At 58.3% G+C, this 16,297-nt stretch carries 11 protein-coding genes, 2 tRNA genes and 3 rRNA genes; 12 read left to right on the forward strand and 4 right to left on the reverse strand.

Translation table 11 applies throughout. The annotated features are described in order from the left end of the window. The first annotated feature begins 5 nt into the window (after positions 1 to 5). The 3 genes from AC3IYG_RS03410 to AC3IYG_RS03420 all read left to right on the forward strand — a co-directional run bounded on the left by AC3IYG_RS03410 (position 6) and on the right by AC3IYG_RS03420 (position 2,887). Entirely contained in the window at positions 6 to 290 is a 285-nt protein-coding gene (locus AC3IYG_RS03410; RefSeq protein ID WP_489312321.1) for a cupin domain-containing protein, read from the forward strand. A 99-nt stretch (positions 291 to 389) separates the two neighbouring features. Beyond that, positions 390 to 1,886: a CoA-acylating methylmalonate-semialdehyde dehydrogenase gene (locus AC3IYG_RS03415; RefSeq protein ID WP_489312322.1), complete on the forward strand. Its 1,497-nt coding sequence runs from the start codon at positions 390 to 392 to the stop codon at positions 1,884 to 1,886. 218 nt (positions 1,887 to 2,104) lie between these two features. After that, complete coding sequence (locus AC3IYG_RS03420) at positions 2,105 to 2,887, forward strand: gamma-glutamyl-gamma-aminobutyrate hydrolase family protein (RefSeq protein WP_489312323.1); 783 nt, start codon at positions 2,105 to 2,107, stop codon at positions 2,885 to 2,887. 103 nt (positions 2,888 to 2,990) lie between these two features. Here AC3IYG_RS03420 and AC3IYG_RS03425 read toward each other — a convergent pair whose 3' ends face one another. Next, positions 2,991 to 3,335 carry a zinc ribbon domain-containing protein YjdM gene (locus AC3IYG_RS03425; RefSeq protein WP_489312324.1) on the reverse strand — a complete coding sequence of 115 codons (345 nt, stop codon included), beginning with the start codon at positions 3,333 to 3,335 and terminating at the stop codon, positions 2,991 to 2,993. A gap of 243 nt (positions 3,336 to 3,578) precedes the next feature. On the opposite strand from AC3IYG_RS03425, the gene AC3IYG_RS03430 reads away from it, so the two are divergent. Then, entirely contained in the window at positions 3,579 to 4,055 is a 477-nt protein-coding gene (locus AC3IYG_RS03430) for an SRPBCC family protein (protein ID WP_489312325.1), read from the forward strand. A gap of 177 nt (positions 4,056 to 4,232) precedes the next feature. On the opposite strand, the gene AC3IYG_RS03435 is transcribed toward AC3IYG_RS03430, so the two are convergent. Continuing rightward, positions 4,233 to 4,730: an LEA/WHy family protein gene (locus AC3IYG_RS03435; RefSeq protein WP_489312326.1), complete on the reverse strand. Its 498-nt coding sequence runs from the start codon at positions 4,728 to 4,730 to the stop codon at positions 4,233 to 4,235. A 94-nt stretch (positions 4,731 to 4,824) separates the two neighbouring features. Next, entirely contained in the window at positions 4,825 to 5,595 is a 771-nt protein-coding gene (locus AC3IYG_RS03440; protein ID WP_489312327.1) for a phytanoyl-CoA dioxygenase family protein, read from the reverse strand. A 452-nt stretch (positions 5,596 to 6,047) separates the two neighbouring features. Here AC3IYG_RS03440 and AC3IYG_RS03445 point away from each other — a divergent pair, with 452 nt between their 5' ends. The 8 genes from AC3IYG_RS03445 to AC3IYG_RS03480 all read left to right on the forward strand — a co-directional run bounded on the left by AC3IYG_RS03445 (position 6,048) and on the right by AC3IYG_RS03480 (position 15,664). Further along, entirely contained in the window at positions 6,048 to 7,505 is a 1,458-nt protein-coding gene (locus AC3IYG_RS03445) for a high affinity choline transporter 1 (protein ID WP_489312328.1), read from the forward strand. A gap of 866 nt (positions 7,506 to 8,371) precedes the next feature. Beyond that, a 16S ribosomal RNA gene (locus AC3IYG_RS03450) occupies positions 8,372 to 9,910 on the forward strand. A 128-nt stretch (positions 9,911 to 10,038) separates the two neighbouring features. Continuing rightward, positions 10,039 to 10,115, forward strand: a tRNA-Ile gene (locus AC3IYG_RS03455). Positions 10,116 to 10,138: 23 nt separating this feature from the next. After that, a tRNA-Ala gene (locus AC3IYG_RS03460) sits at positions 10,139 to 10,214 on the forward strand. A gap of 239 nt (positions 10,215 to 10,453) precedes the next feature. Further along, positions 10,454 to 13,343, forward strand: a 23S ribosomal RNA gene (locus AC3IYG_RS03465). 133 nt (positions 13,344 to 13,476) lie between these two features. Then, positions 13,477 to 13,592 (forward strand): 5S ribosomal RNA (rrf, locus tag AC3IYG_RS03470). Together the 16S, 23S and 5S rRNA genes with 2 tRNA genes alongside form the textbook arrangement of a ribosomal RNA operon. A 261-nt stretch (positions 13,593 to 13,853) precedes the next feature. Continuing rightward, a complete protein-coding gene (gene ada, locus AC3IYG_RS03475) occupies positions 13,854 to 14,933 on the forward strand; it encodes a bifunctional DNA-binding transcriptional regulator/O6-methylguanine-DNA methyltransferase Ada (protein ID WP_489312329.1) in 1,080 nt (359 codons plus the stop codon). After that, positions 14,930 to 15,664: a 2OG-Fe(II) oxygenase gene (locus AC3IYG_RS03480; RefSeq protein WP_489312330.1), complete on the forward strand. Its 735-nt coding sequence runs from the start codon at positions 14,930 to 14,932 to the stop codon at positions 15,662 to 15,664. Before ada ends, AC3IYG_RS03480 begins: the two co-directional genes overlap by 4 nt. 6 nt (positions 15,665 to 15,670) lie before the next feature. Here the strand turns inward: AC3IYG_RS03480 and AC3IYG_RS03485 are convergent, their stop codons facing one another. After that, positions 15,671 to 16,285 carry an NADPH-dependent F420 reductase gene (locus tag AC3IYG_RS03485; protein ID WP_489332156.1) on the reverse strand — a complete coding sequence of 205 codons (615 nt, stop codon included), beginning with the start codon at positions 16,283 to 16,285 and terminating at the stop codon, positions 15,671 to 15,673. Positions 16,286 to 16,297: the final 12 nt, after the last annotated feature.

Raw genomic sequence — 16,297 nt, forward strand, 5'->3', positions numbered from 1 at the left:
CCAGCATGAGCCGACCGCAAGCCGTGCCGAGCGTGCAAGTGAACAACGAGCGGGTGATCGTCACCGAATGGCGCTTTGCGCCCGGTGCCGAAACCGGCCACCACAGCCACGGTTACGACTACGTAGTGGTGCCGATGACCAGCGGCACGCTACTGCTGGAAACCCCCGAGGGCGACAAGCACGCGCCCCTGACGGCTGGGCAGGCGTATTTCCGCAAAGCCGGCGTCGAACACAATGTGATCAACGCCAGCGCACATGAAATCGTCTTCGTCGAAACCGAGATCAAATAAACGCGGCCCATCGCAATTTACCCCCTCTCCCTCCCAGGGAGAGGGCGGGGGAGAGGGTAACCCCCCAACCCTACAAGCCTTCAACAAGAGAACCGTACCATGAGCACCATCCAGCACCTGATCAACGGCGAGTTCGTGACCGACACTGGCCGCACTGCCGACGTATTCAACCCGTCCACCGGCGCCGCCATCCATAAAGTCCCGCTGGCCAGCCGCGCCACCGTGCAGCAAGCCATCGACGCCGCCAAGGCCGCGTTCCCGGCCTGGCGCAACACCCCGCCGGCCAAGCGTGCCCAGGTCATGTTCCGCTTCAAGCAACTGCTCGAAGCCAACGAGGCACGCATCGCCCAGCTGATCAGCGAAGAGCACGGCAAAACCCTCGAAGACGCCGCCGGCGAACTCAAGCGCGGGATCGAGAACGTCGAATTCGCCTGCGCCGCGCCGGAAATCCTCAAGGGCGAATACAGCCGCAACGTCGGCCCGAACATCGACGCCTGGAGCGACTTCCAGCCGCTCGGCGTGGTCGCCGGCATCACCCCGTTCAACTTCCCGGCCATGGTGCCGTTGTGGATGTACCCGCTGGCCATTGTCTGCGGCAACTGCTTCATCCTCAAACCATCCGAGCGCGACCCCAGCTCTACCCTGCTGATCGCCGACCTGCTGAACCAGGCCGGCCTGCCGAAAGGCGTGCTCAACGTGGTGCACGGCGACAAGGAAGCGGTCGATGCGCTGATCGAAGCGCCGGAAGTCAAAGCCCTGAGCTTCGTCGGCTCCACACCGATTGCCGAATACATCTACGCCGAAGGCACCAAGCGCGGTAAGCGCGTGCAGGCCCTGGGCGGCGCGAAAAACCACGCGGTACTGATGCCTGACGCCGACCTGGACAACGCCGTCAGCGCTCTGATGGGCGCCGCCTACGGCTCCTGCGGCGAGCGCTGCATGGCCATCTCGGTAGCCGTGTGCGTGGGTGATCAGGTCGCCGATGCGCTGGTCGCCAAGCTGGTGCCGCAAATCAAGGCCCTGAAAATCGGTGCCGGCACCTCCTGCGGCCTGGACATGGGCCCACTGGTCACCAGCCAGCACCTGGACAAAGTCAGCAGCTACGTTGCCGATGGCGAAAACGCCGGCGCGCAACTGGTGGTCGACGGTCGTGGCCTGCAGGTTGCCGGTAATGAAGGCGGCTTCTTCCTCGGCGGCTGCCTGTTCGACCGCGTGACCCCGGAGATGCGCATCTACAAAGAAGAAATCTTCGGCCCGGTGTTGTGCATCGTGCGCGTCGGCAGCCTGGAAGAGGCCATGCAGCTGATCAACGACCACGAATACGGCAACGGCACTTGCATCTTCACCCGTGATGGCGAATCCGCGCGCCTGTTCTGCGACGAAATCGAAGTCGGCATGGTCGGCGTCAACGTCCCACTGCCTGTGCCGGTCGCTTACCACAGCTTCGGCGGCTGGAAACGCTCGCTGTTCGGCGACCTCCACGCCTACGGTCCGGACGGTGTGCGCTTCTACACCCGCCGCAAAGCCATCACCCAGCGCTGGCCGCAACGCGCCAGCCACGAAGCCGCGCAGTTCGCTTTCCCAAGCAACAGCTAAGTAACACCCAAAGGCTGGTCGCAAGACCGGCCTTTTTTTCGCAAAAAACCTGCCGCGCGGGCGCGGCATTGGTGCAGTGACCCTGGTGGCGCCAACCGTCGCCGGGAAACGGCACCCCTTGGGCGAGCGGGCTTGCGGCCACCAATCGGTGACCGTGGAGGCCGTTGACCCAAGGGCAGCCCAGAGCAATCTTCGCAGAACAAGAGGAAACCCTTGCCATGAGCAAACCCCTGATTGGCCTCCCACTGTGCCGCTGGCAGCTGACTGATCGTGACATTGGCTGGTTTCACCTAGTGGGCGAGAAGTACATCAGCTCGGTCACCGGTTTTGGTGCCTTCCCGCTGATGATCCCGGCCTTTGCCGACGACCTGGACATGGACACCGTGCTCGATAGCGTCTCCGGCATCATGTTCGGCGGCTCGCTGTCCAACGTCCACCCGAGCTTCTACGGCGACGACCATCCCGGCCTGGGCCTGGCCGACAAACCGCGCGACGCCACCGTGCTGCGCCTGATGCGCGCTTGCCTGGAGCGTGGCATCCCGTTCCTCGGCATCTGCCGTGGCGTGCAGGAAATGAACGTGCTGTTCGGCGGCACCCTGCATCGCCAGGTGCACGAAGCGCCGGGTCGCCTGGACCACCGCGAGGTCAAGGACGTGCCGGATAACGTGGCCTACGGCCCGATCCACAAGGTCAACCTGACCGAAGGCGGCGTGCTGCACAGCCTGCTGGGCGAGCGCGAAGTGGAGGTCAACTCGCTACACGGCCAGGGTATCGACCGCCTCGGCGAGGGCCTGCAGGTCGAGGCCGTTTGTGAAGATGGGCAGATCGAAGCGGTCAGCGTGATTGGCGCCAAGGCTTTTGCTGTCGGCGTGCAGTGGCACCCGGAATATCGCTACTGGGAAAAGCCGGACTACAACACGCTGTTGCAGGCGTTTCATGATGCGGCGAAGGAGTATCAGGCGAAGAAGGCTGGGAAGCGGAGGAAGGCGGTGGTGGCCTGAGTGGGGGCGCTGCGTTGAGCTGTTTTTTTGAAAAAAAGCCAGTCGAGTGACTGGCCTTTTTTTGCATTTTCGCGTCCCACGCCGGGCATGGGATCGATCAGGCTTAAACCTTCTTCACAAACTCCGACTTCAGCTTCATCGGACCAATGCCGTCGATCTTGCAGTCGATGTCGTGGTCGCCATCGCACAGGCGGATGTTTTTGACCTTGGTGCCGACCTTCACCACCAGCGACGTGCCTTTGACCTTCAAGTCCTTGATCACGCTGATCGTGTCGCCATCTTGCAAGAGATTGCCAACCGCATCCTTGATCACCTTATCGCCATCGGTCGAGGCTTCAGCCGCGCCAGTTGCAGACCACTCATGGCTGCATTCCGGGCAGACCAGTTGCTGGCCGTCTTCATAGGTGTATTCGGAGTTGCATTTGGGGCAGGGCGGCAGAGTGCTCACGACGGATCCTCGCGATCAGGAATGCTAAAGGCCGTAAATTGTATAGGGTTTTGATGGCGTTGAGGCTTTGGCCGGCTGGAGCGTCCATCAGCCCGTGCGTGGGAATGAGCAACGAACGAAAACCGGAGTCGCCGCGTCGAATCTAGACTCTCTCGTTCGGCTATCTGCTGAAACGGGGGCATGCCACCGCAGGCCCCACTCAACGCACCCATGCAAACCCAAGACCCAAAGGAGGCTGTGGCAATGAACAAGAGCACCGAAACATTGCAAGTGACCAAGCCAGCCGACCGCGAAATTACGATTACACGCGTCTTTGACGCGCCGCGCCGCGCGGTCTTCGACGCAATGACCAAGCCCGAGTCGCTGAAACGCTGGTTCGGCCCGCAAGATTGGTCGCTGGCGGTCTGCGAGGTCGATTTCAAAGTGGGCGGGACCTTTCGTTACCGATTTCGCAGTGCCGATGGCGGCGAGTTTGGGATGCGCGGCGACTACCGCGAGATAGTCCCGTACGAGCGGATCGTCCACGCCGAATCGTACGACATGCTCGACTGGCCCGAGCTGATCGTGACTACCGAATACCTCGAACAGGGCGGAAAAACCACGCTGACATGCACCGTCCTGCACTCAACAAAGGAAATTTGCGCCGCGAATTCCCAGATGCAAGCCGGCGTGGCGGATGTCTACGACAAGCTGGCTAACTACCTGGCTTCGCTCGCATAAGGCGCCATGCCGCACTGGGGATGGCAGCCGAGGGTGGATAGGAAGAGCGTTATCCATCCTACCAAGATCAAACCTCGGCGCAGGGTGAAAAATCCGCAAAGCGGTTTTCCACCGAGCGGGCTGGAGCCGGGCTCGTTGAGTAGAAGCGTCACTTCACCCGCCACCTCCAGCGCTGCCTTATGGGGTGGCCGCTGGCACTGGCAGGTTCAGCATGCCTGCATCGGTAAAGCGCATTGTTCCCCAGAAACCACCGGCCAGTTTGCCGCGCAGCACATAAGGCAAGCTCGGACGAGGCGCCTTCTCTGTCAGGCTCCAGGCTTGGCGCATGGCCGAGAGGGCGGAAATCGTCACTGGCACGCTGAGCAGTGCTTCGCCAAAGCGTGGCACTTGTCCGCTCTGATCGCTCACCCCACTGGCTAGCGGCAGGTCATTGACCTCAAGTTCCAGCGCCACGCCGTTGTAGCCGATGGCCTCATCATTCGGATTCTGCACGCGCAGTTTCAGTGCAAAGCGCACTTCCAGGTCTTGGCTCGGCAGCGGCTCCAGCCCCACCAGGTCGATGCGCAGCGGGTCTCGCTGACCCAAGGTGCTGCTGGCTGCCAGGTTCAGTGCCAGTAAGCTGCACGCGACAAGACGCATCAGGTTGAGATAGGGCTGGTTGGGGCTGCGCTGCATGGCATGACTTCCGGTTCGGGGGCTGGGATAGTGGCTGGCCCGGCAGGATTTTTCTCGGCCCGTGTGGAGGTCGAGGGCTCGGCAGATAGATTGGCTAGTCATATTCCGCCTCCTCATGTTCCCCCAACAGTCTGCGTTGCCTTGGCGTGCAGGCCGCAATCACGTCGGGATTGAAGCGCCACGCCAGATAGGGTGAAAACTTCTGCGCGACCATGCGCCGACCATAGTGCACCTGTAGCAGGTAGCGCGTCTGGTCCGTCGTGCGATTGCGGCTGCCGGCATGCCACAGCTCGCTGCGAAACAACAGCACATCGCCGGCGCGGCACAGCACCGGCTCCGCCGCCCGCCCCAGCCATTGGCTTTCTCCCGCCAGAGGCTTGCGCCCGGCGCGGTGGCTGCCGGGTATGACCAGGGTCGGGCAGAGGTCGGCGTCGATGTCGTCGAGATAGAGATGCGCCGTGCAAATCTGCATGGGCAGGAGGAAGGCCGGATCGGCCAGTAGTGCTGGCGGCAACTCCATCACCAGATAATCCAGATGCAACTCGGCGCCGATAAAGCCAGGGTGACAGCGCCAGGCCGTCTGGCCGATCACATGGCAGTCCGCACCCAAGGCGCCCTCGGCCAATTCGATTACGCCCGGCGGGTCGAGGTAGGGTAGCCAGAGCGGATCGCGATTGAACACGCACTTGAAGTGATCGACCAGGCCGCTGTAATCCCAGTGTTCCGGCCTGAGCCGGTCGATGGCCTGACGCAGTTCGGCGATTTGCCGCGCTTCCAGCACGCCGGAAAGCAGTGCAAAGCCTCGCTCATGCAAGGCTTGCAGGCGGGTGGCGGTAAGCCTTGGGTCGATAGCGGTGGTGCGCATGGCGCGCTCCCTTCAATCAGTGCTGGCCACAACGGGCGACGCATGCGGCTTCGCGGCTTGCTTTCAGGCGCACCTGAAGGCGCATGGTGCTGTGTCAGGTCTATTCTGCCGTGTAAAAAATAAGAAACTGACAATATTTGTATTTTTATAAAAAATCTTTTAAATACAAATACATGAATATATTTTCGCTTGATCCGATGAAGCGAATAAACGGCTTTTAGGCAGCCTTCCGGCTGTAATCGTTTGACATATTTTACGAGGTTGGCAGACTGCGCGGCCGTGGTGCCAGGCAGATAGGTCGCTGCAGGGGCTGTAACAGCCCATTCAGTGGTGTGCTTTGCCTGCTCCGCCAAGTTAAAAACAAAAACTTTTTGCCCGTCGCGGCACTGCCTGCTCAAGCGTCCCCTGCGCAGGTCCAGACCCCGGCGGGCGAGCCATCGGAACAAGAACGAATGCTTATCTGGTTTGTTGCGGCCTACCTGCTGGTCACTGTCGCTGTCGGTTTCTATGCCGCCACGCGAGTGAAAAACTCCACTGACTTCGCCTCCGGCGGTCGTAGCATGAGCTTTCCGCTGGTCGTGGCCATGGTGTTCGCCACCTGGTTCGGCTCCGAAGCCGTGCTGGGCATCCCCGCGACGTTCCTCGAAGAGGGTTTCGCCGGGATCATCGAGGACCCCTTCGGCTCCTTCGGTTGTCTGATGCTGGTGGGCCTGGTGTTCGCCAGGCCGCTGTACCGGATGAACCTGCTGACCATCGGCGACTTCTTCCGCAAGCGCTTCGGGCCGAATGTCGAGTTGATCACCAGCCTGGTGATCATCGCCTCCTACCTCGGCTGGGTCGCCGCGCAACTCACTGCTCTTGGCCTGGTGTTCAGCGTGCTGTCCGACGGCGCCCTGACCACCACCGAGGGCATGATGCTGGGTACTTTCATCGTCCTGCTGCATACCCTGTTCGGCGGCATGTGGTCGGTGGCACTGACCGACTTCCTGCAGATGATCATCATCGTCGCCGGCCTGTTCTACCTGACCTGGCTGGTCGGCGGCATGGCCGGCGGCCCCGAGGCGGTGATCAGCCACGCGTCGGCAGCGGGCAAGTTCACCTTCCTCCACGGCACCTCGGCCAAGGACATCGTCGCCTTCCTCGGCGCCGCGGTGACCATGATGTTCGGCTCGATCCCGCAGCAGGACGTGTACGCCCGTGTGATGTCGGCCAAGACCGAGAACATCGCCGCGCGCGCCTCAATGACCGGTGCCTGTTTCTATCTGTGCTTCTGCATGCTGCCGATCTTCCTCGCCTACTCCGCCCAGATGATCGATCCGGAGATGGTCAAGCACTGGCTGGCCGAGGATTCGCAGATGATCCTGCCTCGCCTAATTCTCGAGCGCACCCCGCTGTTCGCCCAGATTATGTTCTTCGGCGCCGTGCTCTCGGCCATCATGTCGACCGCCTCCGGCACCCTGCTGGCGCCGTCGGTGACCTTCACCGAGAACGTGCTCAAGCGTTTCCTGCCGGTGATGACCGATCGTCAGGCGCTGCTGGCCATGCGTTGCAGCGTATTGGCGATGACCGCCGCCACCAGCCTGTTCGCCCTGTATTCGGACTCCAGCATCTACGAGATGGTCGGTAATGCCTACAAGGTGACGCTGGTCGCTGCCGTGGTGCCGTTGTTCGCCGGGCTGTTCTGGAAGCGCGCCACGACCCAGGGCGCCTTGCTGGCGATTGCTTTCGGTCTGCTTTCCTGGGGGGCGTTGGAGATGACCTATCAGGAAACCGATTTCTGGCCGCCCCAGTTGGCCGGTTTGCTGCTCAGCTTGTTGGGCATGCTGTTGGGTTCATTGCTGCCGCAGTTCCTGCCAGTCGAGCGGGAGCGCGCAGAAGCCCCGGTTGCCGGAGGGCAAGAAGCCTATTAAGGCATTGCAAATGCAGTCATAGAAAAGCTGGCGGGCCTGTTGGGGCCGCCACTTCTCGTAGCACTCTCAGCCCCGATTCGCTCCCCGCGGATTGGGGCTGACTTTTTTCAGGCTGGAAAACGCGGTTGCTCTCAAGGTGAGGTCAAGGGGGCTGGCGAGGAGGGCCTAAGTACTGTGGCGCGAGGGCACTGCGAGGTAAGCGTCTTATCGCTTCTTCTATATAGTAGCGATTACTCAGGTAAGGCCGCTTCAGGCTTGCAGGTCGCAAGTCGTCGGGTATGACAAAAAGGTTTCAATAAGCGCTTGACGGTTAATTTGTTGGGCCTATAATGCGCACCTCTTACGGCGCAAGCCTCTCGGAAAACTTCTTAGATAACAAGAAGTTAGCTTTAAAAGAGGGGTTGCAAAGCGGTGAAAACCGCGTAGAATGCGCCGGGCTGACAAGGTGGTGGTTGAGCCTTGTTGGTGGGTCTCCTGGAGGGATCGAAAGCGGTTGAACGAGGTGGTTGACAGCGGTTTGAAACGCTGTAGAATTCGCCTCCCGCTGACGAGAAGCTCCGGTTGATCGTAAGCGCAAGTGGTTGAAGTTGATCAAGAAATTTTGAAACTTCGTTGAAATAACCGCTTGACAGATTGAGAGGCTGCTGTAGAATGCGCGCCTCGGTTGAGACGAAAGACTTAACCAACTGTTCTTTAACAACTGAATCAAGCAATTCGTGTGGGTGCTTGTGAGGTAAGACTGATAGTCAACTGATTATCAGCGTCACAAGTAACTCTTCGTGAATTCAAAGAGTTTAGCTTTTTAAATAAAGCAATTTGCGATTGCTGAGCCAAGTTTAGGGTTTTCTCAAAACCCAAAGATGTTTGAACTGAAGAGTTTGATCATGGCTCAGATTGAACGCTGGCGGCAGGCCTAACACATGCAAGTCGAGCGGCAGCACGGGTACTTGTACCTGGTGGCGAGCGGCGGACGGGTGAGTAATGCCTAGGAATCTGCCTAGTAGTGGGGGATAACGTTCGGAAACGGACGCTAATACCGCATACGTCCTACGGGAGAAAGTGGGGGATCTTCGGACCTCACGCTATTAGATGAGCCTAGGTCGGATTAGCTAGTTGGTAGGGTAAAGGCCTACCAAGGCGACGATCCGTAACTGGTCTGAGAGGATGATCAGTCACACTGGAACTGAGACACGGTCCAGACTCCTACGGGAGGCAGCAGTGGGGAATATTGGACAATGGGCGAAAGCCTGATCCAGCCATGCCGCGTGTGTGAAGAAGGTCTTCGGATTGTAAAGCACTTTAAGTTGGGAGGAAGGGCAGTAAGCTAATATCTTGCTGTTTTGACGTTACCGACAGAATAAGCACCGGCTAACTCTGTGCCAGCAGCCGCGGTAATACAGAGGGTGCAAGCGTTAATCGGAATTACTGGGCGTAAAGCGCGCGTAGGTGGTTGGTTAAGTTGAATGTGAAATCCCCGGGCTCAACCTGGGAACTGCATCCAAAACTGGCCAGCTAGAGTATGGTAGAGGGTGGTGGAATTTCCTGTGTAGCGGTGAAATGCGTAGATATAGGAAGGAACACCAGTGGCGAAGGCGACCACCTGGACTGATACTGACACTGAGGTGCGAAAGCGTGGGGAGCAAACAGGATTAGATACCCTGGTAGTCCACGCCGTAAACGATGTCGACTAGCCGTTGGGAGCCTTGAGCTCTTAGTGGCGCAGCTAACGCATTAAGTCGACCGCCTGGGGAGTACGGCCGCAAGGTTAAAACTCAAATGAATTGACGGGGGCCCGCACAAGCGGTGGAGCATGTGGTTTAATTCGAAGCAACGCGAAGAACCTTACCTGGCCTTGACATGTCGAGAATTCTGCAGAGATGCGGAAGTGCCTTCGGGAACTCGAACACAGGTGCTGCATGGCTGTCGTCAGCTCGTGTCGTGAGATGTTGGGTTAAGTCCCGTAACGAGCGCAACCCTTGTCCTTAGTTACCAGCACGTTATGGTGGGCACTCTAAGGAGACTGCCGGTGACAAACCGGAGGAAGGTGGGGATGACGTCAAGTCATCATGGCCCTTACGGCCAGGGCTACACACGTGCTACAATGGTCGGTACAAAGGGTTGCCAAGCCGCGAGGTGGAGCTAATCCCATAAAACCGATCGTAGTCCGGATCGCAGTCTGCAACTCGACTGCGTGAAGTCGGAATCGCTAGTAATCGTGAATCAGAATGTCACGGTGAATACGTTCCCGGGCCTTGTACACACCGCCCGTCACACCATGGGAGTGGGTTGCACCAGAAGTAGCTAGTCTAACCGCAAGGGGGACGGTTACCACGGTGTGATTCATGACTGGGGTGAAGTCGTAACAAGGTAGCCGTAGGGGAACCTGCGGCTGGATCACCTCCTTAATCGACGACATCAGCTTCCTTATAAGCTCCCACACGAATTGCTTGATTCATTGCGAAAGACGATTGGGTCGTCCCTGCTGGAAGGGGAGGATCAGGTAAGAGTTGTCAGCCTAGTAGCCCGAACAATTGGGTCTGTAGCTCAGTTGGTTAGAGCGCACCCCTGATAAGGGTGAGGTCGGCAGTTCGAATCTGCCCAGACCCACCAATTGTTGTGGAAAAGCCTCAGTAGGGGCCATAGCTCAGCTGGGAGAGCGCCTGCCTTGCACGCAGGAGGTCAACGGTTCGATCCCGTTTGGCTCCACCACGACGACTTGCTTGAGAGAGTTCAGAATTGAGTATTCGCCGCGAGGTTGGAATATTGAATTCTGGTCTTTGACTAGAAAGTATTAATCGTTCTTTAAAAATTTGGGTATGTGATAGAAAGAATAGACTGGTCACCCTTTTCACTGGGGTGTGATCAGGCTAAGGTAAAATTTGCGAGTTTATTGCGAATTTTCGGCGAATGTCGTCTTCATAGTATAACCAGATTGCTTGGGGTTATATGGTCAAGTGAAGAAGCGCATACGGTGGATGCCTTGGCAGTCAGAGGCGATGAAAGACGTGGTAGCCTGCGATAAGTTTCGGGGAGTCGGCAAACAGACATTGATCCGGAAATTTCTGAATGGGGGAACCCACCTAACATAAGTTAGGTATCTTGCGCTGAATACATAGGCGTAAGAAGCGAACCCGGGGAACTGAAACATCTAAGTACCCGGAGGAAAAGAAATCAACCGAGATTCCCTTAGTAGTGGCGAGCGAACGGGGACTAGCCCTTAAGTGGCTTTGAGATTAGCGGAACGCTCTGGAAAGTGCGGCCATAGTGGGTGATAGCCCTGTACGCGAAAATCTCTTAGTCATGAAATCGAGTAGGACGGAGCACGAGAAACTTTGTCTGAATATGGGGGGACCATCCTCCAAGGCTAAATACTACTGACTGACCGATAGTGAACTAGTACCGTGAGGGAAAGGCGAAAAGAACCCCGGAGAGGGGAGTGAAATAGATCCTGAAACCGTATGCGTACAAGCAGTGGGAGCCCACTTTGTTGGGTGACTGCGTACCTTTTGTATAATGGGTCAGCGACTTATTTTCAGTGGCGAGCTTAACCGAATAGGGGAGGCGTAGCGAAAGCGAGTCTTAATAGGGCGTTTAGTCGCTGGGAATAGACCCGAAACCGGGCGATCTATCCATGGGCAGGTTGAAGGTTGGGTAACACTAACTGGAGGACCGAACCGACTACCGTTGAAAAGTTAGCGGATGACCTGTGGATCGGAGTGAAAGGCTAATCAAGCTCGGAGATAGCTGGTTCTCCTCGAAAGCTATTTAGGTAGCGCCTCGTGTATCACTGTTGGGGGTAGAGCACTGTTTCGGCTAGGGGGTCATCCCGACTTACCAAACCGATGCAAACTCCGAATACCAACAAGTGCGAGCACGGGAGACACACGGCGGGTGCTAACGTCCGTCGTGAAAAGGGAAACAACCCAGACCGTCAGCTAAGGTCCCAAAGTTCTAGTTAAGTGGGAAACGATGTGGGAAGGCTTAGACAGCTAGGAGGTTGGCTTAGAAGCAGCCACCCTTTAAAGAAAGCGTAATAGCTCACTAGTCGAGTCGGCCTGCGCGGAAGATTTAACGGGGCTCAAACTAGACACCGAAGCTACGGGTATCACTTAGGTGATGCGGTAGAGGAGCGTTCTGTAAGCCTGTGAAGGTGAGTTGAGAAGCTTGCTGGAGGTATCAGAAGTGCGAATGCTGACATGAGTAACGACAATGGGTGTGAAAAACACCCACGCCGAAAGACCAAGGTTTCCTGCGCAACGTTAATCGACGCAGGGTTAGTCGGTCCCTAAGGCGAGGCTGAAAAGCGTAGTCGATGGAAAACAGGTTAATATTCCTGTACTTCTAGTTATTGCGATGGGGGGACGGAGAAGGCTAGGCCAGCTTGGCGTTGGTTGTCCAAGTTTAAGGTTGTAGGCTGACTGCTTAGGTAAATCCGGGCGGTTAAGGCTGAGAACTGATGACGAGTGCTCATTAGAGCGCGAAGTGGTTGATGCCATGCTTCCAAGAAAAGCCTCTAAGCTTCAGATAACTAGGAACCGTACCCCAAACCGACACAGGTGGTTGGGTAGAGAATACCAAGGCGCTTGAGAGAACTCGGGTGAAGGAACTAGGCAAAATGGCACCGTAACTTCGGGAGAAGGTGCGCCGGTGAGGGTGAAGGACTTGCTCCGTAAGCTCATGCCGGTCGAAGATACCAGGCCGCTGCGACTGTTTATTAAAAACACAGCACTCTGCAAACACGAAAGTGGACGTATAGGGTGTGACGCCTGCCCGGTGCCGGAAGGTTAATTGATGGGGTTAGCTAACGCGAAGCTCTTGATCGAAGCCCCGGTAAACGGCGGCCGTAACTATAACGGTCCTAAGGTAGCGAAATTCCTTGTCGGGTAAGTTCCGACCTGCACGAATGGCGTAACGATGGCGGCGCTGTCTCCACCCGAGACTCAGTGAAATTGAAATCGCTGTGAAGATGCAGTGTATCCGCGGCTAGACGGAAAGACCCCGTGAACCTTTACTATAGCTTTGCACTGGACTTTGAATTTGCTTGTGTAGGATAGGTGGGAGGCTTTGAAGCGTGGACGCCAGTCTGCGTGGAGCCAACCTTGAAATACCACCCTGGCAACTTTGAGGTTCTAACTCAGGTCCGTTATCCGGATCGAGGACAGTGTATGGTGGGTAGTTTGACTGGGGCGGTCTCCTCCTAAAGAGTAACGGAGGAGTACGAAGGTGCGCTCAGACCGGTCGGAAATCGGTCGTAGAGTATAAAGGCAAAAGCGCGCTTGACTGCGAGACAGACACGTCGAGCAGGTACGAAAGTAGGTCTTAGTGATCCGGTGGTTCTGTATGGAAGGGCCATCGCTCAACGGATAAAAGGTACTCCGGGGATAACAGGCTGATACCGCCCAAGAGTTCATATCGACGGCGGTGTTTGGCACCTCGATGTCGGCTCATCACATCCTGGGGCTGAAGCCGGTCCCAAGGGTATGGCTGTTCGCCATTTAAAGTGGTACGCGAGCTGGGTTTAGAACGTCGTGAGACAGTTCGGTCCCTATCTGCCGTGGACGTTTGAGATTTGAGAGGGGCTGCTCCTAGTACGAGAGGACCGGAGTGGACGAACCTCTGGTGTTCCGGTTGTCACGCCAGTGGCATCGCCGGGTAGCTATGTTCGGAATAGATAACCGCTGAAAGCATCTAAGCGGGAAACTAGCCTCAAGATGAGATCTCACTGGAACCTTGAGTTCCCTAAAGGGCCGTCGAAGACTACGACGTTGATAGGTGGGGTGTGTAAGCGCTGTGAGGCGTTGAGCTAACCCATACTAATTGCCCGTGAGGCTTGACCATATAACACCCAAGCAATTTGCTTAGGCAAATTGATGAGTGTGAAGACGATACCGAAAGTTCGTCGAACTCGCGAAATACGATCTATCACAGACCCAATTTGGAGTAGCGCGAAAGCGACACTCCACCCGAATTGCTTGACGACCATAGAGCGTTGGAACCACCTGATCCCATCCCGAACTCAGTAGTGAAACGACGCATCGCCGATGGTAGTGTGGGGTCTCCCCATGTGAGAGTAGGTCATCGTCAAGCTTAAATTCCAAACCCCCCATCCGCGCAAGCGGGTGGGGGGTTTGTCTTTGCGCCGGAAAAAGCCCAGGGGCTGCTGCCGTGGCCGACTGGATAGGATCTTCGAGCAAGAGCCGCGGGGCTCTGAGCCTTGCGTTGCGCATGCGGGGTTCAGCCCGCCGGGCTGGAACTGCCGCGGCTGGATTCGAAAGCAAGACCCGGAGTTCCAGGCGGCGAAGGTATTGATACATTGAAGGGGCAATGTGGATCTCAAACGGAACCCATATGAACACTTCAGCAAAGAAAGCCCGGTTCGCCGCCGCCACGGTCAATGACCCGCGCTGGGCTGCCGTGCTCGCTCGTAGTCCTGACGCCGATGGGCAATTCGTCTACTCGGTTAAAAGCACTGGCGTGTACTGCCGGCCTTCCTGTGCCGCGCGCCTGCCAAATCCCGAGAACGTGCAATTCCATACCGACTGTGCCGCGGCTGAAAAGGCCGGTTTCCGCCCCTGTCTGCGCTGCAAACCGGATCAGCCATCGCTGGCGGAACAGCACGCGGTGCTGGTCACGCAGGCCTGCCGGGTGATCGATAGCGCCGAGCAGGCGCCCAGCCTGGAAACGCTGGCCAAGCAGGTGGGGATGAGTACCCATCACTTTCACCGTGTGTTCAAGGCCATTACCGGGTTGACGCCTAAAGGCTATGCCGACGCCCAGCGGGCACGCCGCGTACGCAATGAGCTCGACCGCGGCGAGTCGGTAACGGCAGCGATTTACGATGCCGGTTTCAACTCCAACGGGCGCTTCTATGAAGCCTCGAATCAGTTGCTGGGTATGACGCCCTCGACTTATCGAGCTGGCGGCGCCAACACCCAGATACGCTTTGCCGTCGGCGAGTGCTCGCTGGGTTCGATCCTGGTGGCGCAGAGCGAGCGGGGTGTCTGCGCGATTTTGCTTGGTGATGATCCTGATCTGCTCGCCCGTGACCTGCAGGATCGCTTCCCCAAGGCCTATCTGCTGGGTGGCGACAGTGACTTCGAACAGGTGGTGGCCCGCGTCGTCGGCTTTGTCGAGGCTCCGGCAATCGGCCTGGATCTACCTTTGGATGTGCGCGGCACGGCATTCCAACAGCGGGTCTGGCAGGCCTTGCGCGAGATCCCGCCGGGGGGGACGGCGAGCTACAGCGAGATCGCCCGGCGTATCGGTTCGCCCAATGCCGTACGCGCCGTTGCGGGGGCCTGCGCGGCCAATGCCCTGGCCGTGGCTATCCCTTGCCATCGGGTTGTCCGTCACGACGGTGGTTTGTCTGGCTACCGTTGGGGTGTCGAACGTAAGCGTGCCTTGCTCGCTCTGGAAGTGCAGCCATGAACGCGCCAGCCAGTCGCCCGGCAGCAGCGCTGAGCGAGCGGGTCGAGGCGTTGGACTGGCGGCGCATCTCCGATGACCTGGATCTGCACGGCTATGCGCAACTCGAGCGTCTGCTGAACCCGAGCGAGTGCGCTGAGCTGGTGGGGCTTTACCCGCAGGCGAGTCGTTTTCGCAGCAGGGTAGTGATGGCCTCGCATGGCTTCGGTCGTGGGGAATACCAGTATTTCAGCTATCCGCTGCCGGAGATGGTTGCCGGGCTGCGCAGTGCGTTTTATCGACACCTGGCGCCTGTCGCCAACTGCTGGAACCAGGCGCTGGGTGTTGAGGTTTCCTTCCCTGAGCAACATGCTCAATTCATTGCGCGCTGCCACGCCGTGGGCCAGCTGCGGCCAACACCGCTGCTCCTGCAATACGGTGTCGACGACTATAACTGCCTGCATCAGGACCTCTATGGCGAGCTGGTCTTCCCGCTGCAGGTGGCGATTCTGCTTGCGCAGCCCGGCCGCGACTTCAGCGGTGGTGAGTTCGTCCTGACCGAGCAGCGTCCGCGCCTGCAATCGCGAGCCGAAGTCGTGCCGCTCCAGCAGGGTGACGCAGTGATCTTCGCTGTAAACCAGCGCCCTGTGCAGGGCACGCGTGGCGGCTACCGGGTGAATCTGCGACATGGCGTCAGTCGGGTGCGCGCCGGGTATCGGCATACCCTCGGCGTGATCTTCCACGACGCCATGTGAGTGGCTTCACTCGAACTTGACCAGATTTAGGGTGGGCAATGGGCCGCCGGGAAACTGCGCCAGGCGCCCACCTTCGTTCAGCGTGCCGAGGTCGATGCCGAAGAACCCGAGTCGCTCGATCAGTTGTGCGACCTCGACCTTCGCCGATTGATCGTCGCCGGAGTAGAACAGCACGCGGTGGCCGCCTTCGGTCTGCGGGTCGTCGGCCAGCAAGGCGGCTTGCAGGTGGTTGAAGGCTTTCACCACCCGTGCGTCGGGCACGAGATCGGCGATCACTTGGCTGGAAGCACGGCCACCGAGGTCGATGGCCTTGAACTGCGGGGCTTCGATCGGGTTGTTGGTGTCGATCAGGATGCGCCCGTTCCAGGGCCCCAGCGCCTTCAGCGCCACCGGGATCTTCGACCAGTTGACGGCGAGAAACACCAGGTCGGCCTGGGCGGCCTCCTGGACACTGACGGCGGTGATCCGTGGCCCCAGTTCACCGACCAGCGCGGTCAGGCTTTGCGGGCCGCGGCTGTTGGCGATCGATGCTTCAATGCCCGCGCGGGCGAGGGCTTTAGCGATGGCCGCGCCAATGGCGCCTGCGCCGATGATTGCAATGCTCATGACAACTCTCCTCAAACAAGGTGGGCT

The sequence above is a fragment of the Pseudomonas sp. KH_027 genome (assembly GCF_057838565.1).